The sequence below is a fragment of the Flavobacterium sp. YJ01 genome (assembly GCF_029320955.1).
GTDB lineage: Bacteria > Bacteroidota > Bacteroidia > Flavobacteriales > Flavobacteriaceae > Flavobacterium.
Genome location: NZ_CP119757.1, coordinates 1,021,393 through 1,040,581, shown reverse-complemented (window position 1 = coordinate 1,040,581; position 19,189 = coordinate 1,021,393). Strand labels below are relative to the sequence as shown.

General features: G+C 32.1%; 20 protein-coding genes. 11 read left to right on the top strand and 9 right to left on the bottom strand.

Annotated features, from left to right (window positions below):
* Window positions 1-45: 45 nt before the first annotated feature.
* Window positions 46-624 carry a non-canonical purine NTP diphosphatase gene (locus tag P0R33_RS04720; RefSeq protein WP_276174412.1) on the bottom strand — a complete coding sequence of 193 codons (579 nt, stop codon included), beginning with the start codon at window positions 622-624 and terminating at the stop codon, window positions 46-48.
* 76 nt (window positions 625-700) lie between these two features.
* Here P0R33_RS04720 and P0R33_RS04715 point away from each other — a divergent pair, with 76 nt between their 5' ends.
* Window positions 701-2,479 (top strand): ABC transporter ATP-binding protein, encoded by a 1,779-nt coding sequence (locus P0R33_RS04715; protein ID WP_276174411.1) that lies wholly within the window; start codon window positions 701-703, stop codon window positions 2,477-2,479.
* Here P0R33_RS04715 and P0R33_RS04710 read toward each other — a convergent pair.
* Window positions 2,460-2,843, bottom strand: a complete 384-nt coding sequence (locus P0R33_RS04710) for a DUF2809 domain-containing protein (protein ID WP_276174410.1) — start codon at window positions 2,841-2,843, stop codon at window positions 2,460-2,462. The genes P0R33_RS04715 and P0R33_RS04710 overlap by 20 nt on opposite strands.
* Before the next feature lie 280 nt (window positions 2,844-3,123).
* Here P0R33_RS04710 and P0R33_RS04705 point away from each other — a divergent pair, with 280 nt between their 5' ends.
* The 3 genes from P0R33_RS04705 (at window position 3,124) to P0R33_RS04695 (ending at window position 5,417) form a co-directional block, all read left to right on the top strand.
* Window positions 3,124-4,302, top strand: a complete 1,179-nt coding sequence (locus P0R33_RS04705) for a glycoside hydrolase family 88 protein (protein WP_276174409.1) — start codon at window positions 3,124-3,126, stop codon at window positions 4,300-4,302.
* A gap of 6 nt (window positions 4,303-4,308) precedes the next feature.
* Window positions 4,309-4,716, top strand: coding sequence for a hypothetical protein (locus P0R33_RS04700; RefSeq protein ID WP_276174408.1), 408 nt, complete (start codon window positions 4,309-4,311; stop codon window positions 4,714-4,716).
* A gap of 266 nt (window positions 4,717-4,982) precedes the next feature.
* Complete coding sequence (locus tag P0R33_RS04695; RefSeq protein WP_276174407.1) at window positions 4,983-5,417, top strand: hypothetical protein; 435 nt, start codon at window positions 4,983-4,985, stop codon at window positions 5,415-5,417.
* Between the two features lie 55 nt (window positions 5,418-5,472).
* On the opposite strand, the gene P0R33_RS04690 is transcribed toward P0R33_RS04695, so the two are convergent.
* Together P0R33_RS04690 and P0R33_RS04685 are read right to left on the bottom strand one after the other, a co-directional pair.
* On the bottom strand, window positions 5,473-6,987 hold the full coding sequence (locus tag P0R33_RS04690) for an FMN-binding glutamate synthase family protein (protein WP_276174406.1): 1,515 nt from the start codon (window positions 6,985-6,987) through the stop codon (window positions 5,473-5,475).
* 37 nt (window positions 6,988-7,024) lie between these two features.
* Window positions 7,025-7,804 carry an NYN domain-containing protein gene (locus P0R33_RS04685; protein WP_276174405.1) on the bottom strand — a complete coding sequence of 260 codons (780 nt, stop codon included), beginning with the start codon at window positions 7,802-7,804 and terminating at the stop codon, window positions 7,025-7,027.
* Between the two features lie 200 nt (window positions 7,805-8,004).
* Here P0R33_RS04685 and P0R33_RS04680 point away from each other — a divergent pair, with 200 nt between their 5' ends.
* The 4 genes from P0R33_RS04680 to P0R33_RS04665 all read left to right on the top strand — a co-directional run bounded on the left by P0R33_RS04680 (window position 8,005) and on the right by P0R33_RS04665 (window position 11,311).
* Window positions 8,005-8,454 (top strand): Rrf2 family transcriptional regulator, encoded by a 450-nt coding sequence (locus P0R33_RS04680; RefSeq protein WP_276174404.1) that lies wholly within the window; start codon window positions 8,005-8,007, stop codon window positions 8,452-8,454.
* 22 nt (window positions 8,455-8,476) lie between these two features.
* On the top strand, window positions 8,477-9,001 hold the full coding sequence (azu, locus tag P0R33_RS04675; protein ID WP_276174403.1) for an azurin: 525 nt from the start codon (window positions 8,477-8,479) through the stop codon (window positions 8,999-9,001).
* A gap of 113 nt (window positions 9,002-9,114) precedes the next feature.
* Complete coding sequence (gene ric / locus P0R33_RS04670; protein WP_276174402.1) at window positions 9,115-9,846, top strand: iron-sulfur cluster repair di-iron protein; 732 nt, start codon at window positions 9,115-9,117, stop codon at window positions 9,844-9,846.
* A gap of 184 nt (window positions 9,847-10,030) precedes the next feature.
* A complete protein-coding gene (locus P0R33_RS04665) occupies window positions 10,031-11,311 on the top strand; it encodes a hypothetical protein (protein WP_276174401.1) in 1,281 nt (426 codons plus the stop codon).
* A 212-nt stretch (window positions 11,312-11,523) separates the two neighbouring features.
* On the opposite strand, the gene P0R33_RS04660 is transcribed toward P0R33_RS04665, so the two are convergent.
* From P0R33_RS04660 to nirK, 3 genes are all read right to left on the bottom strand, one after another.
* Complete coding sequence (locus P0R33_RS04660; RefSeq protein WP_276174400.1) at window positions 11,524-12,120, bottom strand: SCO family protein; 597 nt, start codon at window positions 12,118-12,120, stop codon at window positions 11,524-11,526.
* Window positions 12,121-12,136: 16 nt separating this feature from the next.
* A complete protein-coding gene (locus tag P0R33_RS04655; RefSeq protein ID WP_276175687.1) occupies window positions 12,137-12,862 on the bottom strand; it encodes a formylglycine-generating enzyme family protein in 726 nt (241 codons plus the stop codon).
* Between the two features lie 73 nt (window positions 12,863-12,935).
* Complete coding sequence (gene nirK, locus P0R33_RS04650; protein WP_276174399.1) at window positions 12,936-14,381, bottom strand: copper-containing nitrite reductase; 1,446 nt, start codon at window positions 14,379-14,381, stop codon at window positions 12,936-12,938.
* A gap of 256 nt (window positions 14,382-14,637) precedes the next feature.
* On the opposite strand from nirK, the gene P0R33_RS04645 reads away from it, so the two are divergent.
* Both P0R33_RS04645 and P0R33_RS04640 read left to right on the top strand, forming a co-directional pair.
* Window positions 14,638-15,897, top strand: a complete 1,260-nt coding sequence (locus P0R33_RS04645) for an aminotransferase class I/II-fold pyridoxal phosphate-dependent enzyme (RefSeq protein WP_276174398.1) — start codon at window positions 14,638-14,640, stop codon at window positions 15,895-15,897.
* Between the two features lie 122 nt (window positions 15,898-16,019).
* The gene (locus tag P0R33_RS04640) at window positions 16,020-16,505 is read left to right on the top strand and encodes a hypothetical protein (protein ID WP_276174397.1); all 486 of its coding nucleotides are present in this window, start codon (window positions 16,020-16,022) and stop codon (window positions 16,503-16,505) included.
* Between the two features lie 113 nt (window positions 16,506-16,618).
* On the opposite strand, the gene P0R33_RS04635 is transcribed toward P0R33_RS04640, so the two are convergent.
* Entirely contained in the window at window positions 16,619-17,737 is a 1,119-nt protein-coding gene (locus P0R33_RS04635) for a GTP cyclohydrolase (RefSeq protein ID WP_276174396.1), read from the bottom strand.
* A 47-nt stretch (window positions 17,738-17,784) separates the two neighbouring features.
* Entirely contained in the window at window positions 17,785-18,750 is a 966-nt protein-coding gene (locus P0R33_RS04630) for a transporter (protein WP_276174395.1), read from the bottom strand.
* Window positions 18,751-18,873: 123 nt separating this feature from the next.
* Between P0R33_RS04630 and P0R33_RS04625 the strand changes: the two genes are divergently transcribed.
* On the top strand, window positions 18,874-19,164 hold the full coding sequence (locus P0R33_RS04625) for a DUF4834 family protein (RefSeq protein WP_276174394.1): 291 nt from the start codon (window positions 18,874-18,876) through the stop codon (window positions 19,162-19,164).
* Window positions 19,165-19,189: the final 25 nt, after the last annotated feature.

Below are 19,189 nucleotides of genomic sequence, written 5' to 3'. Positions count from 1 at the left end.
CTGAAAATGTAAAATTTAAACCTTAAAATGTTGTATTTTAAACAATTATTTTGTGGTACTCAGAAAATCAATTAGTTGCTTTACTGCTTTTCCGCGATGACCAATAGTGTTTTTAGTTTCTAAAGACAATTGGGCAAAGGTTTCGCTATAATTTTCTGGTTGAAAAATTGGATCATATCCAAAACCATTCGTTCCTGTTTTTTCTAATGTGATATTTCCAGAAGCAATTCCTGTAAATAAATATTGTTTTCCTTTCAGGTTTAAAGTAATAACAGTTTTAAATTGAGCACTGCGATTTTTTTCGTTTTTTAAAGCATCAAGAAGTTTGTTCATATTATCATCAGCGTTTTTTTGTTCGCCTGCATATCTAGCAGAATAAACTCCAGGTTCGCCGTTTAGTGCAGAGACTTCCAAGCCTGTATCATCTGCAAAACAATCATAACCATACTTTTGAGTGACATAATCGGCTTTTAAAATCGCATTTCCTTCAATTGTATTAGCTGTTTCTGGAATATCTTCTAAGCAATTAATGTCTTCTAAACTTAATATTTTAATGCTTTCTGGAAGCATACTTTGAATTTCTGCAATTTTATTTTTGTTGTTTGAAGCGAAAACGAGTTCCATAGAATAATGTGTTTAAATGATTTCCAACACAAATTTAGAATTCTTATATTTGATAGAGCGTCAAAAATAAAATTAAATGCAATTATCCGTACTTTATAAAAAAATAATGCCATTTGTAAAGCCTTACAGAAAAATGGTAATTGCTACTTTGCTGCTAACATTTATTGGTTCATTTGCGGCACAAGTCAACGCTTTAATCTTAAAATATACCGTTGATACCATTAATAATCTGATGGTTGCGCACGAACCGCTTTCTAAAGGATTTCATTTACTCGGAATAATCAGTATTGTCTTATTGACTAAAGAACTGGTTAATTCTGTTGTGCAATTTGGACAAAAATTTTATGGCGAAAAGCTGAGAATCTTTGTAACTCGTGATATTTCTCAGACTATTGTAGAAAAAATTCTAAGCTACAGAATGGAATTTTATACTTCTGATGAAAATGAAAGCGGAAAACTTCAAACCAGAATAGATGCCGGAATTAGCAGTTTAACACGATTGGTTCAGAATTTCTTTATTGATATTCTTCCTTTGTTTGCAAATGCTTTTGTGGCTTTGGTTATGATGTTTTATGCAAATTTTTATGTTGGATTGGTCAGTTTGTGCATAATTCCGATTTATTTCTATATAAGTCAATTGCAAGCAACTAAATTAAGCGGGTTTAGAAGAAGAATGCGAAATTACCGTGAAACAAAAAATAACGGAATCATAAGTTTGATCGAATCCATAACTGTTATTAAATCTTTTGTACGTGAACCTTCTGAAGCAGATCGTCATCAAAAAATTCAGTTTGAAATGACCGAAAATCAATTGGCAACCAGAAAAACCAGTTTTATTTTTGAAAGCATTAAAAGTTTTGTCGAACAAATAGGAGTGGTTATTATCATTATTTTGACGGCGTATTTTGTTTTGAATAATCAGATGACAATTGGTGCGATTATGTTTCATATTATGTTGTTTAACAACGTTTCGGCGCCAATTAGACAATTGCATCGAATTTATGACGAGATAAATGATGCTTTGATTTATTCTGAAGGATTTTTTGATATTTTGGAATCTGATAATGAAATTGAAACTAGCGGCGATTATATTCCTGAGAAAATTGTTGGTTTGATAGAAATTAAAAATGTTGATTTTGTATATCCAAACGGTACAAAAGCGCTTTCTGATATAAATTTTACAGTAAAACCTAATGAAACAACAGCTTTAGTAGGATTGAGTGGCGCAGGAAAAAGTACCATAATAAATCTTTTGGATAAATTTTATCTTCCATCTTCGGGGAAAATTTGTTTGGATGGAGTTGATTTAATGGATTATAATACCGATTTCCTTCGTAAAAATATCGGATTGGTTTTGCAGAAGAATCATATTTTTAAAGGAACAATTGCTGAGAATATTTTGTACGGAAATCCAAAAGCTTCGCATTCAGAAGTTATAGAAGCGGCAAAACAGGCTTATATACACGATCAAATTATTCAACTCCCAAAAGGCTACGATTCTGATGCCCATTTGCTTTCTGGCGGACAACAACAGCGAATTGCAATTGCAAGACTTTTTCTGAAAAGTCCGCCAATTATCTTTTTAGACGAACCTACGGCAAGTTTAGACGCGATTGCGACAGAGCAAATTAAAAAATCTTTAGATGCAATTAAAAAAGACAGAACCGTGATTATAATTTCGCACAGTATTTCTCAAATTATAGATGCATCAAATATTATTGTTTTAGAAAAAGGAAAATGCGTCGAAAAAGGCACACACGATGAGTTATTTGATAATAAAGGAACATATCATCAAATATTTATGGCAATGGCAAATAGCTTGAATATTGAAAAAATTACGCAGACTTTTGATTGAAATAATTCAAAGTAAATTTTTCCATTATAAAAGTTGTAAGGATTCCAAAAGTGTAAGCCAAAATATCCGACCATAAAAATCCTTGCCCTAAAACATATCTTCCGAAAAGTGTTTTTCTGAGTTCAATCATCCATTGGCCTTGATATAATTGAAGAAATTCAATGGAGTAACAAATCAAAAGAGAAAGAGATGCGACTAAGAAAGCATTTCTGAATGGAAGAAATATTCGAACCAGAAAATAAATCATAACGGCATACAGAAAATCGCCAATCCATAATGGAAGAAAAGGAATTTTTCTGGAAAGAATTCCAAGGAAAATGATGGAGAGAAAAATTAAAGTGTAATAGATGCTTGTTTTTTTCAAAGTTTATTATGGCTTAGTTTAAAGCAAATTTATATAAATGTTTATTTTTTAAGAAAAGTTTGTCATTCCGAGGAACGAGGAATCACACGAGAAATTCCGTAAAGTAATTCACCAATCTTTGTCGATCTGCGAGTGCGATTCCTCGTTCCTCGGAATGACAAACTAAATCTTATCTCTTAAAAAGGTCTTTAATAATCCATTTTTAGGTGACAAAAAGTACAAAAACTTAAAGGACTCACTTTATTTCATAAATTTATCGATTAAACAAACTATAAACCACATGAAGGCAAAATTTTTTACCCTGATTACAACTTTAGTTTTTTTAGGAAATCAAGGCTATTCTCAAAAAAACAATTCATTCAATATTAAAAAACAACTGGATTATTGTGCCGAACAAGCATCAAAAACTTTAAAAGTAATTCCAAACGACGGAACTTCTCCGAGAACTGTTCCAAATGGAAGCAATGAATGGAAATTTGTTGGCTATAAAGATTGGACAAGCGGATTCTGGCCTGGTGAATTATGGTTTTTGTACGAAGCAACAAAAGATAAAAAATGGGAAAAAGAAGCCGATAAATTTAGTCGTTTTTTAACGCCTTTATCTGTCAGTAAAGCAGGAGATCATGATTTAGGATTTCAGGTTTTCAATAGTTTTGGAAACGGATATCGATTGACAAAAAATCCAGAATACAAGGAAATTATTCTAAAAACGGCCGATACATTGGCAACGCTTTTTAATCCAAAAGTGGGAACAATTCAATCTTGGCCTCATAATAAAATGGGCGGTCATAATACGATTATCGACAATATGATGAATTTAGAACTTTTGTTTTGGGCTTCAAAAAATGGCGGAAATAAAAAGTTGTATGATATCGCAGTAAAACATGCAGAAACTACAATGGCCAATCATTTTAGACCAGATAATACGTCTTATCATGTTATTATTTACGATTTCGAAACAGGAAAAAAAATAAAAGGAAGAACTGCTCAAGGCTATAGCGATGATAGTATGTGGGCGCGCGGACAAGCTTGGGCGATTTACGGCTTTACAATGACATATAGAGAAACTAAAGATGTTAAGTTTTTAGATTTCGCACATAAATTGGCGAGAGTTTATTTGGATAAATTGACAACTGAAGATTTAGTTCCGTATTGGGATTTTAATGCGCCAAATATTCCAAACGAACCGAGAGATGCTTCGGCAGCAGCAATTGTTTCTTCTGCACTTTTAGAATTAAGTTCGTATACAAAAGACAAGAATTTAAAAACAGAATATTTGACAAAAGCCAAAAAAATGATTGTTTCGCTTTCAGACAATTATCAGAGTCATGACGTGAATTCAGCATTTTTATTACATTCAACAGGACATAAACCTGCGGGAAGTGAGATAGATTGTTCTATAAATTACGCAGATTATTACTATCTTGAGGCATTATTAAGACTTCAAAAATTAAAATAGAAAATTATGATCAAGAAAATATCTCAAATTGCTATTGCAATTACACTCGTACTTTCGCTTTTAAGCTGTAAAAATACCAAACAAAAGCTTCAGGAATATGTTGTTACTTATAATAAAACAATCGCGCCAAGTTTTAGAGCTGATAATGTAACACTAACAACTGCAAGAGGTTATATTAATGATGATAAAATCGAATTGCGTTTTGAAACTGATTTAGAGCAAAATGAAACTAATAAATCTGCGGCAGCTATTTCTTTTCCAAAACAGATTAAATTAATGATTGATAAAGATCAGATTCCGAGACAATTAATTGAAGAAGGAGTTCAGTTTGATGTTTATTTTCTTGCTGATGATAATACGGTTTTAGATAAAGAAGTGCTAACAGGAGAATCTCTTAAAGATTTTTTGAAATAAAATCAGATTATTAGAAGAAAAATTAATCAGTTTAATTCTTACATATTAAAGTCTCTTTATATTTTAATTTAAAGAGACTTTTTTGTGTTTATAGATTAAACTTAAGTCGAAGAATAACTTTTGTATTCTTACAAAATTGTTTGTTTTTTGAAGATAATCAATTTGTATTCAAAGAATTATAAAGTCTTTTTTTATAATTGAATGTTGTTTTTATGTTATAATTTATTTATGTTTGAGTTAAAAAATAACTATAAAACCAATAATTTATGAAAAAAATTACCCAAATCGCATTTGCTTTCGCGTTTGCACTTTTTCTAATCAGCTGTAAAAATACTAAACAGAAAATTCAAGAACATGTAAGTAATTACAATAATTCTTCTTCTATAAAAGGAAATGGAATTACGAGTACAACAGCAAAAGCTTTTCTAAATGACAATAAAATTGAAATTAGAATTGAAACCAATTTAGAAGAAAACGATGCAAATAAATTAGCCTACAAAGAGTCGTTTCCAGATTTATTGAAAGAAATGATTAAAAACGATCAAATTTCAACTTCATTAATTTCTGAAGGAGTAAAGTTTGATGTTTATTTTCTAGCCTACAACAATGCTATTTTAGCGCAACAATTAGTTGATCAGCAAGAATTAGCAGTTTTAGAAGGTGGAGCTGCAGAACAAAATAAGGAAACAGCAAAATTGTAATTTAAAAATAGATTTAAAAGAAAAAGCCTCTTTAGTTGTAAAGAGGCTTTTTTGTTTATGAGAATTGCGTAACGTTTTTAAGATTGTCTGGAAAATACTGTTCAGATAAATCAGAAAATTCATCACCGCGCATGAAAATATTAATGTCAACATCTGCAAAACTGCTTTTTCCAGCTGCAGCCAAAAGTTCATTTGCTGAGTGAAGCGTATTTTTATGAAAATGATACACACGATCTGATTTGTCTGTAACAACCAAACCTTTCATCAGCATTTTATTTTGAGTCGCGACTCCAGTTGGACATTCGTTATTATGACAACGTAAAGCTTGAATGCAACCTAAAGAAAACATAAATCCTCTTGCGCTGTTGCACATATCGGCGCCTAATGCGATTGCATGTAAGATAGAATAGCCAGAAATGATTTTTCCACTTCCGATAATGCGCATTTTATCACGTATGCCTAAACGAACCAAAGTTTTGTTTACGAAAATTAATGCTGGTTCAAATGGCATTCCGACACCATCAGCAAATTCTAGTGGCGCAGCTCCAGTTCCGCCTTCCGCGCCGTCAATGGTAATAAAATCCGGATAAATATCCTCAGTAATCATTTCTTGACAGATGGCTTCAAATTCGGCAGTATTTCCAATACATAATTTAAATCCGATTGGTTTTCCGTTAGAAAGATCACGTAATTGTTTTATGAAATGAATTAATCCTTTAGCATCAGAAAAAGCATGATGACCTGGAGGAGAAAGAATCATTGTATGCGGTTGAACGCCTCTAATTTTAGCGATTTGTTCCGTGTTTTTCGCAGCTGGAAGCACACCTCCATGTCCTGGTTTTGCGCCTTGTGAAAGCTTAATTTCAATCATTTTTACATTCGGAAGATTAGCTTTTTGAGCAAAATTTTCTGGACTGAAATTTCCTTCTGCATCGCGGCAGCCAAAATATCCTGTTCCAATTTGCCAAGTAATATCTCCGCCGCCCGCAAGGTGAAATTCGGTCAATCCACCTTCACCAGTATTTTGGTAGAAATTTCCTTTTTTAGCACCAATATTAATCGCGCGAACAGCATTTTCGCTCAAAGAACCAAAACTCATCGCCGAAACATTAAATAAAGAAGCAGAATAAGGCTGTTTGCAATCTTTTCCGCCAATTAAAACGCGAGGCAATTCTTCGTTAACTTTTGCTGGAAAAATAGAATGTTTTATTCCTTCGTAATTCTCTGTATTTAAGTTTAATTGTGTTCCGAAAGGTGTGCTCGAATCAATATTTTTTGCTCTTTGATACACTAAAGAACGCTGATTTCTAGAAAAAGGTTTTCCGTCTGTAGATCTTTCAATAAAATATTGCTGAATTTCAGGTGCAATCATTTCAAATAAATATCTGAAATAACCCAAAACCGGGAAGTTTCGTAAAATAGCATGTTTCTTTTGTGAAGCATTATAAGCTCCAACAATCAACAAAATAGGAATAGCAAAAACGAGTAAGTAACCTCGCCCTGTATAATAATAAATTGCAACAACAATTATAAACAATAAGAATCCGTAAATAAAGAATTTTTTTCTCATGTTTTTAAAAAATTAAAATAGGTAATAAATGCGATAATTAGTTGAATCTTAGACGTACATAAACGTGTTTGATTCCTTTTTTGTCTGATTCTCTTTCATCAATCTCTAAAATATCAGTTAACGATTTCAGCATTGGGGTAAGTTTAGAATAGCCATAATTTCGAGGATCAAATTCGGGTTTTTTCTTTACAATCAAATTGCCGACATCTCCCAGAAATGCCCAGCCATCGTCATCTTCAATATCTTCAATTGTAGCTTCGATTAATTCGATAGTTTGTTTGTCAACTTTATGAAGCGCTTTTTCAGCTGGTTTTTCAACTGGTTTTTTGGTGTCAGCAGCAGCTGCTTTTGGCTTTTTCTTTTGAGTTGCTCCATCCAAAACTTCAATATAAATAAATCGGTCGCAGGCAACAATAAACGAATTTGGCGTTTTCTTTTCTCCGATTCCGATTACTTTCATTCCAGATTCTCGAAGTCTTATTGCAAGACGCGTAAAATCGCTATCGCTGGACACAATACAAAATCCGTCTAATTTTCCAGAATACAATAAATCCATTGCGTCAATAATAAGAGCAGAATCCGAAGAATTTTTTCCAACTGTATAACTATATTGTTGAATGGGAGTGATGGCATGTTCTAATAAAACACCTTTCCAGCCATTTGCATTTGGTTTTGTCCAGTCGGCATAAATCCTTTTCGTAGTTGGCGTTCCGAGTTTTGCAATTTCTTCCATCATACCTTTTACATTGCTGTAAGGCACATTGTCTGCATCAATGAGAACTGCCAGTTTTAAATCTTTTGAATTGCTTAAAGGCATTATTTTAATATTAAAAATTAAATACTCTCAAAGTTAAAATTAAAATTGGTTTTTATAAGAATTGAATGATGAATAAGTCGTTTTGTCAGCACTAATTATTTTCTTTATAAATAAGGAGTTTTAGTTCTAAAATTAATTAAAGATAAATTTGTCTTTTATATAGAATCTCCATATCTTTGTTAAGAATTAACAAAGAATGTATGTTTTCAAAAGCGTGTGAGTACGGAATTAGAGCTTCAATATTTATTGCAACCAAATCTTCTAAAGGGATTAGAGTTGGAATAAAAGATGTTGCCAAAGAAATAGATTCTCCCGAACCTTTTACAGCCAAAATTATGCAGATTTTGACTAAAAATGGAATCATACATTCAGCTAAAGGAGTTGGCGGTGGTTTTGAAGTTTCAAACGAAGCAGTAAAATCAATAAAACTGATTCAGATTGTAGATGCGATAGATGGAAACAAAATTTACAGCGGATGCGGAATCGGATTAAAAGAATGTTCTGAACAGCATCCTTGCCCTGTTCATCATGAATTTAAAAAAATTAGAGAATTGCTTTTGGAAATGCTTACTAAAACCACTTTAGAACAATTGGCTTCAGATGTAAAATCAGGTGATTTCTTCTTAAAAACATTAAATATAAACGATTAATATTTTATAAATTATTTTAAAAATGAATACAAAAACCAAAATTTCAGTACTAATCCTGATGGGATTTTTAGCAGTTACTTCGTGCGGTAAAAAAGAAACAGCTCCTGCAGATCAAACAGAAACTACTGAATATTCTACTGAAGGAGAAGCGGCACCAGTAACATCAACTGAAGAAAATGTATTAGTTATTGAAGGGAATGACCAAATGCAGTTCAATGCAAGTGAATTAAGAGCTGTCGCTGGAAAACCAATCAAATTGACTTTGAAACACGTAGGTAAAATTCCGAAAGAAGCAATGGGACATAATTTAGTGATTTTGCAAGAAGGAACAGATCAAGCAGATTTTGCATTAAAAGCTAATGATGCAAAAGCAACCGATTACATTCCAGCATCTGAAAAAGCTTCAATCATTGCTCACACTAAATTATTAGGCGGAGGAGAAGAAGATACAATAGAATTTACAATTGATAAAAAAGGATCTTATCCGTTTATTTGTTCTTTCCCTGGCCACGTGGCTATGATGAAAGGTACTTTAATTGTTGAGTAAATAACAAAGGCTCCAAATACTTAAATGCTTTGGAGTTTTTTTTAAAACTAATAAAAGATAAATTTATCTTTTATTGAAAACAAATAATAATTAAAAATTTAATTTCTTTAAAGATGGAAAATTTAAAAAACAAAACAATAGGATCGTTCGTAGCTGAGGATTTTAGAACAGCTGCAGTTTTTTCAAAATACAAAATTGATTTTTGCTGCAAAGGAAACCGAACGGTAAATGAAGTTTGCGAAAAACAAAATATTGATGCCGATGCTTTAGTAGAAAATGTACTTCAAGTTATGCAATCTGAAAATGGCGGAAGTATTGATTTCAATTCATGGCCATTGGATTTATTAGCAGATTATATTGAGAAAACACACCATCGTTATGTGGAAGAAAAAACAAATGTATTGCTTCCGTTTTTAGATAAATTGTGTAAAGTGCATGGAGCCAATCATCCAGAATTGTTTAGAATAAATGAATTGTTTATTGGCTGTGCAGGCGAATTATCACAACATATGAAAAAAGAAGAATTGATTTTGTTTCCATTTGTAAAACGAATGGTGAAAACGAAAGAATCTGATGGAATTTTGCATCAGCCTTCTTTCGGAACCGTTTCAAATCCGATTGCAATGATGATGAATGAACACGATAACGAAGGTGAACGTTTTAGAGAAATTTCGGAACTAACCAATAATTATACTCCGCCGGTAGATGCTTGTACAACTTACAGAGTAACTTTTGCAATGTTGAAAGAGTTTGAAGAAGATTTGCATAAACATATTCATCTAGAAAATAATATCTTATTTCCAAAAGCAGTTGTTTTAGAAAAAGACTTTGTTGAAGTAGAATAAAGGTTAATTTTAATAGTGGAAAAAGCACCGATAAAATATCTAAAAAGGATAATTTTCGGTGTTTTTTATTTGAAGAAATGCTTTAAACCATATAAGTGATATAAGTTCATTTTAGCCAAACTTATAATTTCTAATATTACTTATATGGTTTAATAATTTTTGTACGTTTAAAAATTTATTATTTATGAATTCTCAAAAAGCTTGGATACTTTCCTGTTTTTTTAATTTTCTGATTGCTTGCGTTTTCGGATTATTAATGCGTTTTATGTATCTCTTTCCAATAGATTTTCTGAATTACAGCTATCTTCTTCATGCACATTCGCACGTTGCCATGTTGGGATGGGTTTACATGATCGTTTATGTTTTGGTTGTTCATTTCTTTATTCCAAAAGAAAAAAGGAAGAAACCCATTTACAACCGTTTATTTTGGCTTACGGAATTTTCAGTAATCGGAATGATGATTGCTTTTCCAATTCAAGGATATGCATTGTTTTCGATTATATTTTCAACGATGCATATTTTGCTGAGTTATGTTTTTTGCCGTTTGGTTTGGAAACATTGTTCTAAAGATAAATCACCTTCACAAAGACTTTTATTGGTTTCGATTTTATTTATGATTTTATCGACTTGCGGTGTTTGGTGTCTTGGTCCAGCTGTAAGTACGTTAGGTAAGCAAAGCGCATTTTATCAGATCGCGATTCAGTTTTTTCTTCATTTTCAATTTAATGGATGGTTTATATTTGCGATTTTAGCTTTGTTTTTAAAACAATTTCAAAATAAAATTGATGAAGTAAAATTTAAGAAGTTTTACTTTTTAATGATTATTTCAACACTATTAACATTGACTTTTCCTATACGTTGGTTTGTTGAAAATGTCATTTTGAGTTATATAAATATTTTCGGAGTTTTGATTCAATTATTAGCTTTTGTTTATTTCTTTAGAATGCTAAAACCTCAAATTAATCATTTTAAAAGTTCATTACATCAAACAACGAAAATAGTTTACGGTTTAGCATTATGTTCGTTGTTTTTGAAAGTCGGAATTCAATTGCTAACAATTTTTCCTAATCTGGCAGAAGTTTCACATCAAATTAGAAATTTCGTAATTGGATTTATTCATTTAACGACTTTGGGAATTATATCCGGATTTTTGTTTGGAATTCTGCTTCAGAATAAAATGCTTTCTGCTGATTCTAAAACATTAAAAATAGGAATGAAGTGTTTTATTTTGGGATATATTTCGACGGAAATTTTATTGTTTTTACAAGGCTGGTTTTTGTTTTTTGGAGAAGAAAGTATTCCAGGATATTTTCAAAGTATTTTGATTTTTAGTATTCTTTTGGTTTTAGGGTTGATCCTAATTATGTTATCAAGAATAAATTTAAAATTTCATAATTTAGAAAAGAAACTAAAGATAAAAAAGTCCCAGAGGAACGACATATTTATAGAAAAAGAGATAGTATAGAAAAGAAGCGCCAGCGGAGCTACATATTTGTAGAAACGTTTTGACAAAGATTAGAGAACCCCAGCAAGGCGAAATATTTTCTAAAAAGTTATTTTTTTCTAACCTGATAAATATTTCGCTTCTCCGAAGCTTTATATTAGAAATAAAAAACAAGAGCCGATTTCTACCTAAAATCAAACTCTTGCTTCTTACTAATCAACCTATTTAAATAACTATATTTTTCCTGCTTCCTGATTTATTGCTTCAATTGTTTTTTCATTATTTACGCCCAAACCTTCCTGTTGAAAAACCAATTCTCCTTCGGGATTAAAAACACTAATAATATTTGAATGCGAAAAATCTATTGGAGAAATCTTTTTATAATTCACCGCCAAAACTGCAGCAAATTCTCTTGTATTTTCTTCAGAAGAACGAAGGAAAATCCAAGGATCTTGATTCATTTTGTTTTCAATAGCAAATGATTTTAATCTTTCAGGAGTATCTGTATTTGGATCTATACTTACCAAAATCAATTTTACATGCTGTTTTGTTTGTTTTGCTAGTTTTGATTCAATATCGCGCATATCGGCAACTAATCTCGGGCAGGCAGCTTTACAGCTTGTGTAAATCATTACCATTACTAAAACATTTCCTCTAAGACTTTTTAGTTCTATATCTTTTCCGTTTTGATTTGTCCATTTCGAAGGAAGATTATAAATCGATAAATCACTAATTTCTTTTTTTGATTCTGCTTTGACTTCTTTTTTGTCAGCTTCTTTGCAACTGTAAAACGCGAATAGAAGAAGAAAAGCAATTGCTGTTTTTTTCATTGTAAGCCTAATTAAATTAGATTTTAGGTTTTATTGTACTTGCGCATCTAAAGCCAAGATTTCTTGTAGAATATTGAGCTTTCAAACTTCCTCTAAAAGCGTATCGCATAAAAGCGGCATAATCCATTAAATCGGATGCGTTTATAGAACCGCTTCCGCAGAAGAGATTTTTGTCGCTGCTTTTGTCTTTTCGAGATTCCCCAGATAAAAAAATGCTGTTAAAATCAGAAGTCCATTCCCAAACTAAACCGTGCATATCGTAAACGCCCCAATAATTTTTAAACGTTTTTCCGATTTCATTTTCATACGTTCTAGATTTCTCATACCAAGACAAAATATATTCGTTGAATTCTTTTTTGGTTCTGGCGTCAATTTTTTTGGTATCTGCCATTGCTACATATTCCCATTCATCCATTGTAACCAAGCGTTTTCCCTCACATTCGCAGTATTTTTTAGCAGCAAACCACGAAACACTTGTTGCAGGAGAATTAGGTTTTGCATTTCCAAAATCAGAATCATTTTTCCAATAAGAGAGGTAACTTTTATCGGCAAAAATTCCTTTAATTTTTGATTTTTGATATGAAGGATTCTTTTTGACGAAATCTAAAAATTCACGGTTTGTAACAGGGTAAATGTCAATATAAAACGATTTTACTTCGACAGGTTTTTTAGAAACGGCTCCATAAAGAGGGACAAAAGATCCCTCTTTTATGAAAACCATTCCTGTTTCCTGTGCCTTCATGACACTGGTAAACACAGAGAAAAAGACAATTAAAAGAATGAAAATGAATTTTTTCATGCTGTTGGTTTTGCTGTTATCTTAGCGCTTTCACCATTTCTGGCGTAACTTCTGTTTTGTTGTTGCCCCAACTGCTGTAAATGTAGGTTAACACATTTGCGATTTCGTCATCAGATAAGTTTTGCGATGGCATTATGTTATTGTATTTTTTTCCGTTAACAGTGATTTCTCCAGTTAAACCGTGTAAAATTGTTTTAATCGCGCGTTTAGAATCGGCATTCAAATAATCTGATTTTGCCAAAGGAGGGAAAGTGTTCGGAATTCCTTGCCCTTCAGATTGATGGCACGCAAAACAAGTCGTTCCGAAGATTTCTTTTCCGATTTTTACTTTTTCGGCAGCAGTACGTTTAGGGATTTCAGTTTTAACGGCATTACTTCCTGGCATTTTCTGAATCGTTCCGCCTTCAGGCAAATAAATACCTTCTTGAATTGTTCCAGAATAAATGTTTTTATTTTCTTTTCCTTCTACTTTTAACATTCCCAAAGCACCTTTATTAAAAGCTCTAAAAATAGAGTGATCAACTAAAATGAAAGTTCCGGGAGTTTCTACTTTAAAATCTACAATTGCAGCGCCACCAGCAGGAATTAAAGTTGTCTGAACATTTTTATTAATTGTACTTCCTCCTTCAACGTGTACATTGTCAAATATTTCTCCAATAACGTGGAAAGAAGAGACCAAGTTTGGTCCTCCGTTTCCAACAAACAAACGAACCGTTTCGCCTACTTTTGCTGTTAACTCATTACCATTTGTAAGAGATCCAACCTTTCCATTAAACACAACATAATCAGGAGTTTCTTTTACCGCTTTATTCATGTCAAATGGCTGAAGACCTTTTGCTCCATATTCACCTTGAGTGTAAAAATCGCCTTGCATAACGTAATATTCTTTGTCAACAGGAGGAAGTCCGCCTTCTGGTTCGACCAAAATCAAACCGTACATTCCGTTTGCAATGTGCATTCCGACTGGAGCAGTTGCACAATGATATACGTACAATCCTGGATTTAAAACTTTAAAGCTGAAAACTTTTTCGTGTCCAGGAGCAACAAGAGAAGAAGTTGCTCCACCACCTGGGCCAGTTACAGCATGTAAATCAATGTTATGCGGAAGTTTGTTATCGGGATGATTTTTTAAGTGAAATTCAACTTCGTCACCAACACGAGTTCTAATAAAACTTCCCGGAACAGAACCTCCAAATGTCCAATACGTATATTTTACTCCATCGGTCATTATGCCTTCTTGTTCTTTAATTTCCATGTTTAGTTTTAATTTCATGGCATTTCTGCTGCCAACAGGTTTAGGAACATGAGGAGGCGAAGTAAGCTCGGCTTCCATTTCGCCTTCAGTCTTAATATCTGAATAATTTTTAGCTTCGTCATTCTTACAGCTTGCCAATAAGAGAAGCATGAAAAGTGAACAAAGCAACACGTTCATCTTAATCCAAATTTTGTAATTCCTTTTCATAATACATTGGTTTTGTTTTTATTTAAATATGAATCAAAAATAAAAGACTGTTTTATCTTTTATTATGATAAAAATCATGTTTGAAATAATTCTGTTTCAGATGCAAGAAATAAACTCATAGTATATTTTAGGTTAAATCTTACAGTTTTATTTCTCTTGATAATTTTTAAATAAAAATAATTGAGGCTCTTTATTTTAAATTAATTATGATTATTTTTGCTCGCTGATTAAGTAAAAAAAATTACTACAATATATTATGGTAAAAGATTTATTCGAAAGAATTCAGGACAATAAAGGACCTTTAGGAAAATGGGCTTCTCAAGCAGAAGGTTATTATGTTTTCCCAAAGTTAGAAGGAGAGTTGGGTCCTAGAATGACTTTTCACGGAAAAAATATTTTAAACTGGAGTTTAAATGATTATTTAGGTTTAGCAAATCATCCAGAAGTTCGTCAGGCAGATACAGATGCAGCAATTCAATTTGGTGCGGCTTATCCGATGGGAGCTCGTATGATGTCTGGACACACTACTTACCACGAACAATTAGAAAATGAATTGGCTGAGTTCGTAATGAAAGAATCTGCTTATTTGTTGAATTTTGGTTACCAGGGAATGGTGTCTATTATCGACGCTTTGGTTACTAAAAACGATATTATTGTTTATGATGTAGATTCACATGCTTGTATCATTGATGGTGTTCGTTTGCATATGGGTAAACGTTTCACATACAAACACAATGATTTGGAAAGTATGGAGAAAAACTTGCAACGTGCTACTAAAATGGCAGAAGAAACTGGAGGTGGTATTTTATTTATTACTGAAGGTGTTTTTGGAATGCGCGGACAGCAAGGAAAATTGAAAGAAATTGCAGCTTTAAAGCAAAAATACAATTTCCGTTTATTGGTAGATGACGCTCACGGTTTTGGTACTTTAGGAAAAACAGGTGCTGGAGCAGGTGAGGAGCAAGGAGTTCAAGATCAGATTGATGTTTACTTCTCAACTTTTGCTAAATCAATGGCAAATATTGGTGCTTTCGTAGCGGCAGACAAAACGGTTATAGACTACTTGAAATACAATCTACGTTCTCAAATGTTTGCTAAAGCATTACCAATGATTCAAACAATTGGTTCTTTGAAACGTTTAGAATTATTACGTAAATCTTCTGCAATTAAAGATAAACTTTGGGAAAACGTTAATGCATTGCAAAACGGTCTTAAGGAAAAAGGATTTAATATCGGAGATACAAATACTTGTATTACACCAGTTTACTTAGAAGGAAGTATCCCTGAAGCAATGGTAATGGTAAACGATTTAAGAGAAAATTATGGTATTTTCCTTTCTATTGTTGTGTATCCAGTTATTCCAAAAGGAATTATCTTATTGAGAATGATTCCTACAGCTTCTCATACAATTGAAGATATCAATGAAACGTTAACAGCTTTCGAAGCAATTCGTGAGAAATTAGTTAACGGAACTTATAAAGAAATTGCACAACGTACAACAGTAGACGTATCGTAATTGACTTTAAAATAAAAATTTCCTAGTGGGAATTATGTAAAAAAATCCATTCGTTATGCGAATGGATTTTTTTTATTTAGGGTAACTTTATGTAATAAATCACAAAATAAAAATAAAGAATTATGAAAAAAGTACTAACACTAACAGTTATTGCTTTGGCTGTTTTTGTTTCTTGTAAAAAAGAAACAACAACTACTGAGCCAGTGCAAATTACACCAAGTCCGCCAAAAGAAGCTGAAATTGTAGAACCTGCTGGAGATCAATGTTATGCTTGGAGATTAAATGGAAGCGTTATTGAAATGAGTTTTAATGTAAACTCTCATCAAGAAGTAAACGGAAAACTAAGTTACAATTTGGTAGGAAAAGATAAAAATGAAGGAACTCTTATCGGAAACATGAAAGGAGATACTTTAGTTGCCGATTATACATTTTCTTCAGAAGGTGTTTCGTCTGTAAGAGAAGTTGTTTTTTTACAAAAAGATGGCGCTTTTATTGAAGGATATGGAGATATTGTAGAAGCCAACGATAAAGTGTCTTTTAAAGACAAAAAGAAGCTAAAATTTGACGCAAAAAATACCTTGACAAAAATAGATTGCAAAGTGGAGTAATTAAGATCTACTAAATAAAAAAAATCCATTCGTTTGGGGGCGAATGGATTTTTTTTATTTAAAATTTAGCTGTTAAAGCTAATTACTTGTTACTTTTCACTAATCACTTAAAACTAAAGATTCTTCAGATAAGTCTTTCTTTGACAGTGAATAATTGGATCAAAATTTTTCCAAAGTAAATGAATCGCGTTATTTTCTAATAATTCAGGAGTTCTAATGCAATTCTGAATTCCTTTAGCTGAAAAAGTTTTATAATATTCATCAAAAATAATAGCCGTTACACCTTTGTTTTGATATTCAGGATGAACTCCGATAAGGTAAAAAACAACATCTTTACTGTGTTTTTTTGCTTTTAATAGTTGAAGAAATCCAAAAGGAAATAATTTACCTTTTATTTTCTGCAAAGCTTCAACAAAACTTGGCATTACAATACTGAAAGCTACTAAATTATCGTCTTTGTCAACAACAAATTTTATATATTCTGGATTGATAAAGCTGATGTATTTCTTTTTAAAATATTCTTTTTGAACATCAGAAATCGCTACAAACGAAGCTAGTTTTTCATAAGATTCATTAAACAAATCAAACATTTTGTCCACATGAGGCATAATGTCTTTTGTTTTTGTAAAGTTTAAGGCTCTTAATTCGTAACGCTTTTTGATTAAAGCTTGCGCTTTTTGAAAAAATTCTGGTTTTACATTTGAAAAAGGGAAAATACTTTCGATGTATTGTTTTTCAACCTGAAATCCTAATTGCTCTAAATGTGTTACATAATACGGGTGATTGTACCAAGTAATCATGGTTCCTACTTGATCGTAGCCTTCTGTTAAAACACCAACTTTGTCTAAGTTTGAAAATCCCATCGGACCTTCAGCGTGTTCTAAATTATGTTTTCTTCCTAATTCGAATACTTTTTCAAGAAGTGCTTTTGTAACTTCAATATCATCAATAACATCAAACCAGCCAAAACGAACTTTTCGCTTATGCTGATTATTTACTTCAGACCAATTGATGATAGCCGTAATACGGCCAACAATTTGATTGTCTCTATAAGCCAAATAGAAATAGGCTTCAGCATTATCAAAAGCAGGGTTTTTCGTTTTATCAAAAGACTCTAATTCGTCTGCAATAATTGGCGGTACCCAGTAAGGGCTGTCTTTGTATAGCGAAAAAGGGAATTTAATATATTCGGTTAATTCTTTTTTGCTTTTGGCTTCTTTAATTGTGATCATTAAGCTGGTATTGAGATTCTCTTTTTAGAGCGTTTGGTTATTTAATTTTATTCGTATTTCGCTTTACGTTTTCTTTCTTTTTCTTGATAATCAATGCTTTTTTCATTATCAGTATTCTTTTTGGCTTTTTCCTCTGCTTTATTTGCTGCTTGCTTGTTTTTGTACCAACCGTCATAACGCCATGATACTCCAACTCCTCCGTATAAAATCGAAGGCGTATTCTTAAAGTTTGTACTTATAGAAGCATCAACCTGCATATTTGGAGAAAGCAAATAAGCGGCCCCGCCACGTACGATTGCATCACTGTAAAAATCGCTTTTATAGCCTTGATTTTCAACAAAACCAGACCATCTTTCGTTAAATCCGTGCGTCAAAGTTAACACATATCCGTAACTTGGATAATCTGTTCCGATGTAATCTGCAATAATATTGGTTACAAATACCCATCTTCCACCTCCAAATGAATTTTGCGTAATAAGAGAGATTTTAGGTGAAATAGCACCGTCGGGAGAAAAATAATATGGATTATCGGCGCCAACAAAATTAGCTCCTGCAAATACAGAGACTGCAGGAATTAATTCACGCCAATTAAAACTATGGTTTGCTTTATAGCTATAAATGTTTACTTCTCTTTTATTTTTGTAAGGATCATAAATCAAGTATTTTGCACCAAGAACAGTTTGTCTGAAATTGTTTTTCTTGTAACTGGTGTATGGCGTGTCATAATTAGCCATTTGATATTGTACATCTAGGATAAATTCTAATTTTTCTAGAAAAGCACCATATCTAAGAGAGAAATCAGTTCCGAAACCGCTGCCGTCATAATTAAGTAAATCGTGTTTTTCTTTAATGCCGTAAACGCCAAGTTCGGCTTGAATCACTGATTTTCCTACACCATACGCCGACATGGTTTCTCCAGGGCGGTTGGAATTGATAACATCAGTATATTGCGCAAAAAACAGTTGTGGAATAAAAAAAAGTACCGGGGCAAGTAAGTTTTTAATTTTGAACATAATTTTCTTTTAAGTTTAGAAAGTGATAACGCATTTCAAATGTACATATTTTATTATTTATTTAAGATTCATATTTTATTTTTAAGCGATGGATTTATTAATTTTGGAAAAAAATATATAGTTATGCAAGAAGCATCATTTTCAGGTTTGTTAAAAACCATCATGTGGGTTATAGCTTTTTATTACATTTTTAAATTTTTAGCTAGAATCTTTTTGCCAATATTGGTTAAAAAAGCGGTAGAAAATGCTAGTGAAAATTTTCAAAGACAACAGCAGTATAATCAAGGTAACACTTATCAAAATAATCGCAATAACAACAATAATGATGAAATAATCATTAATACTGCTAATGCTAAAAACCCGCGTGCGACCAAAAAAGTGGGAGAGTATGTTGATTACGAAGAAATAGATTAGATTTGTGTCCTGAAAATTTAGGATT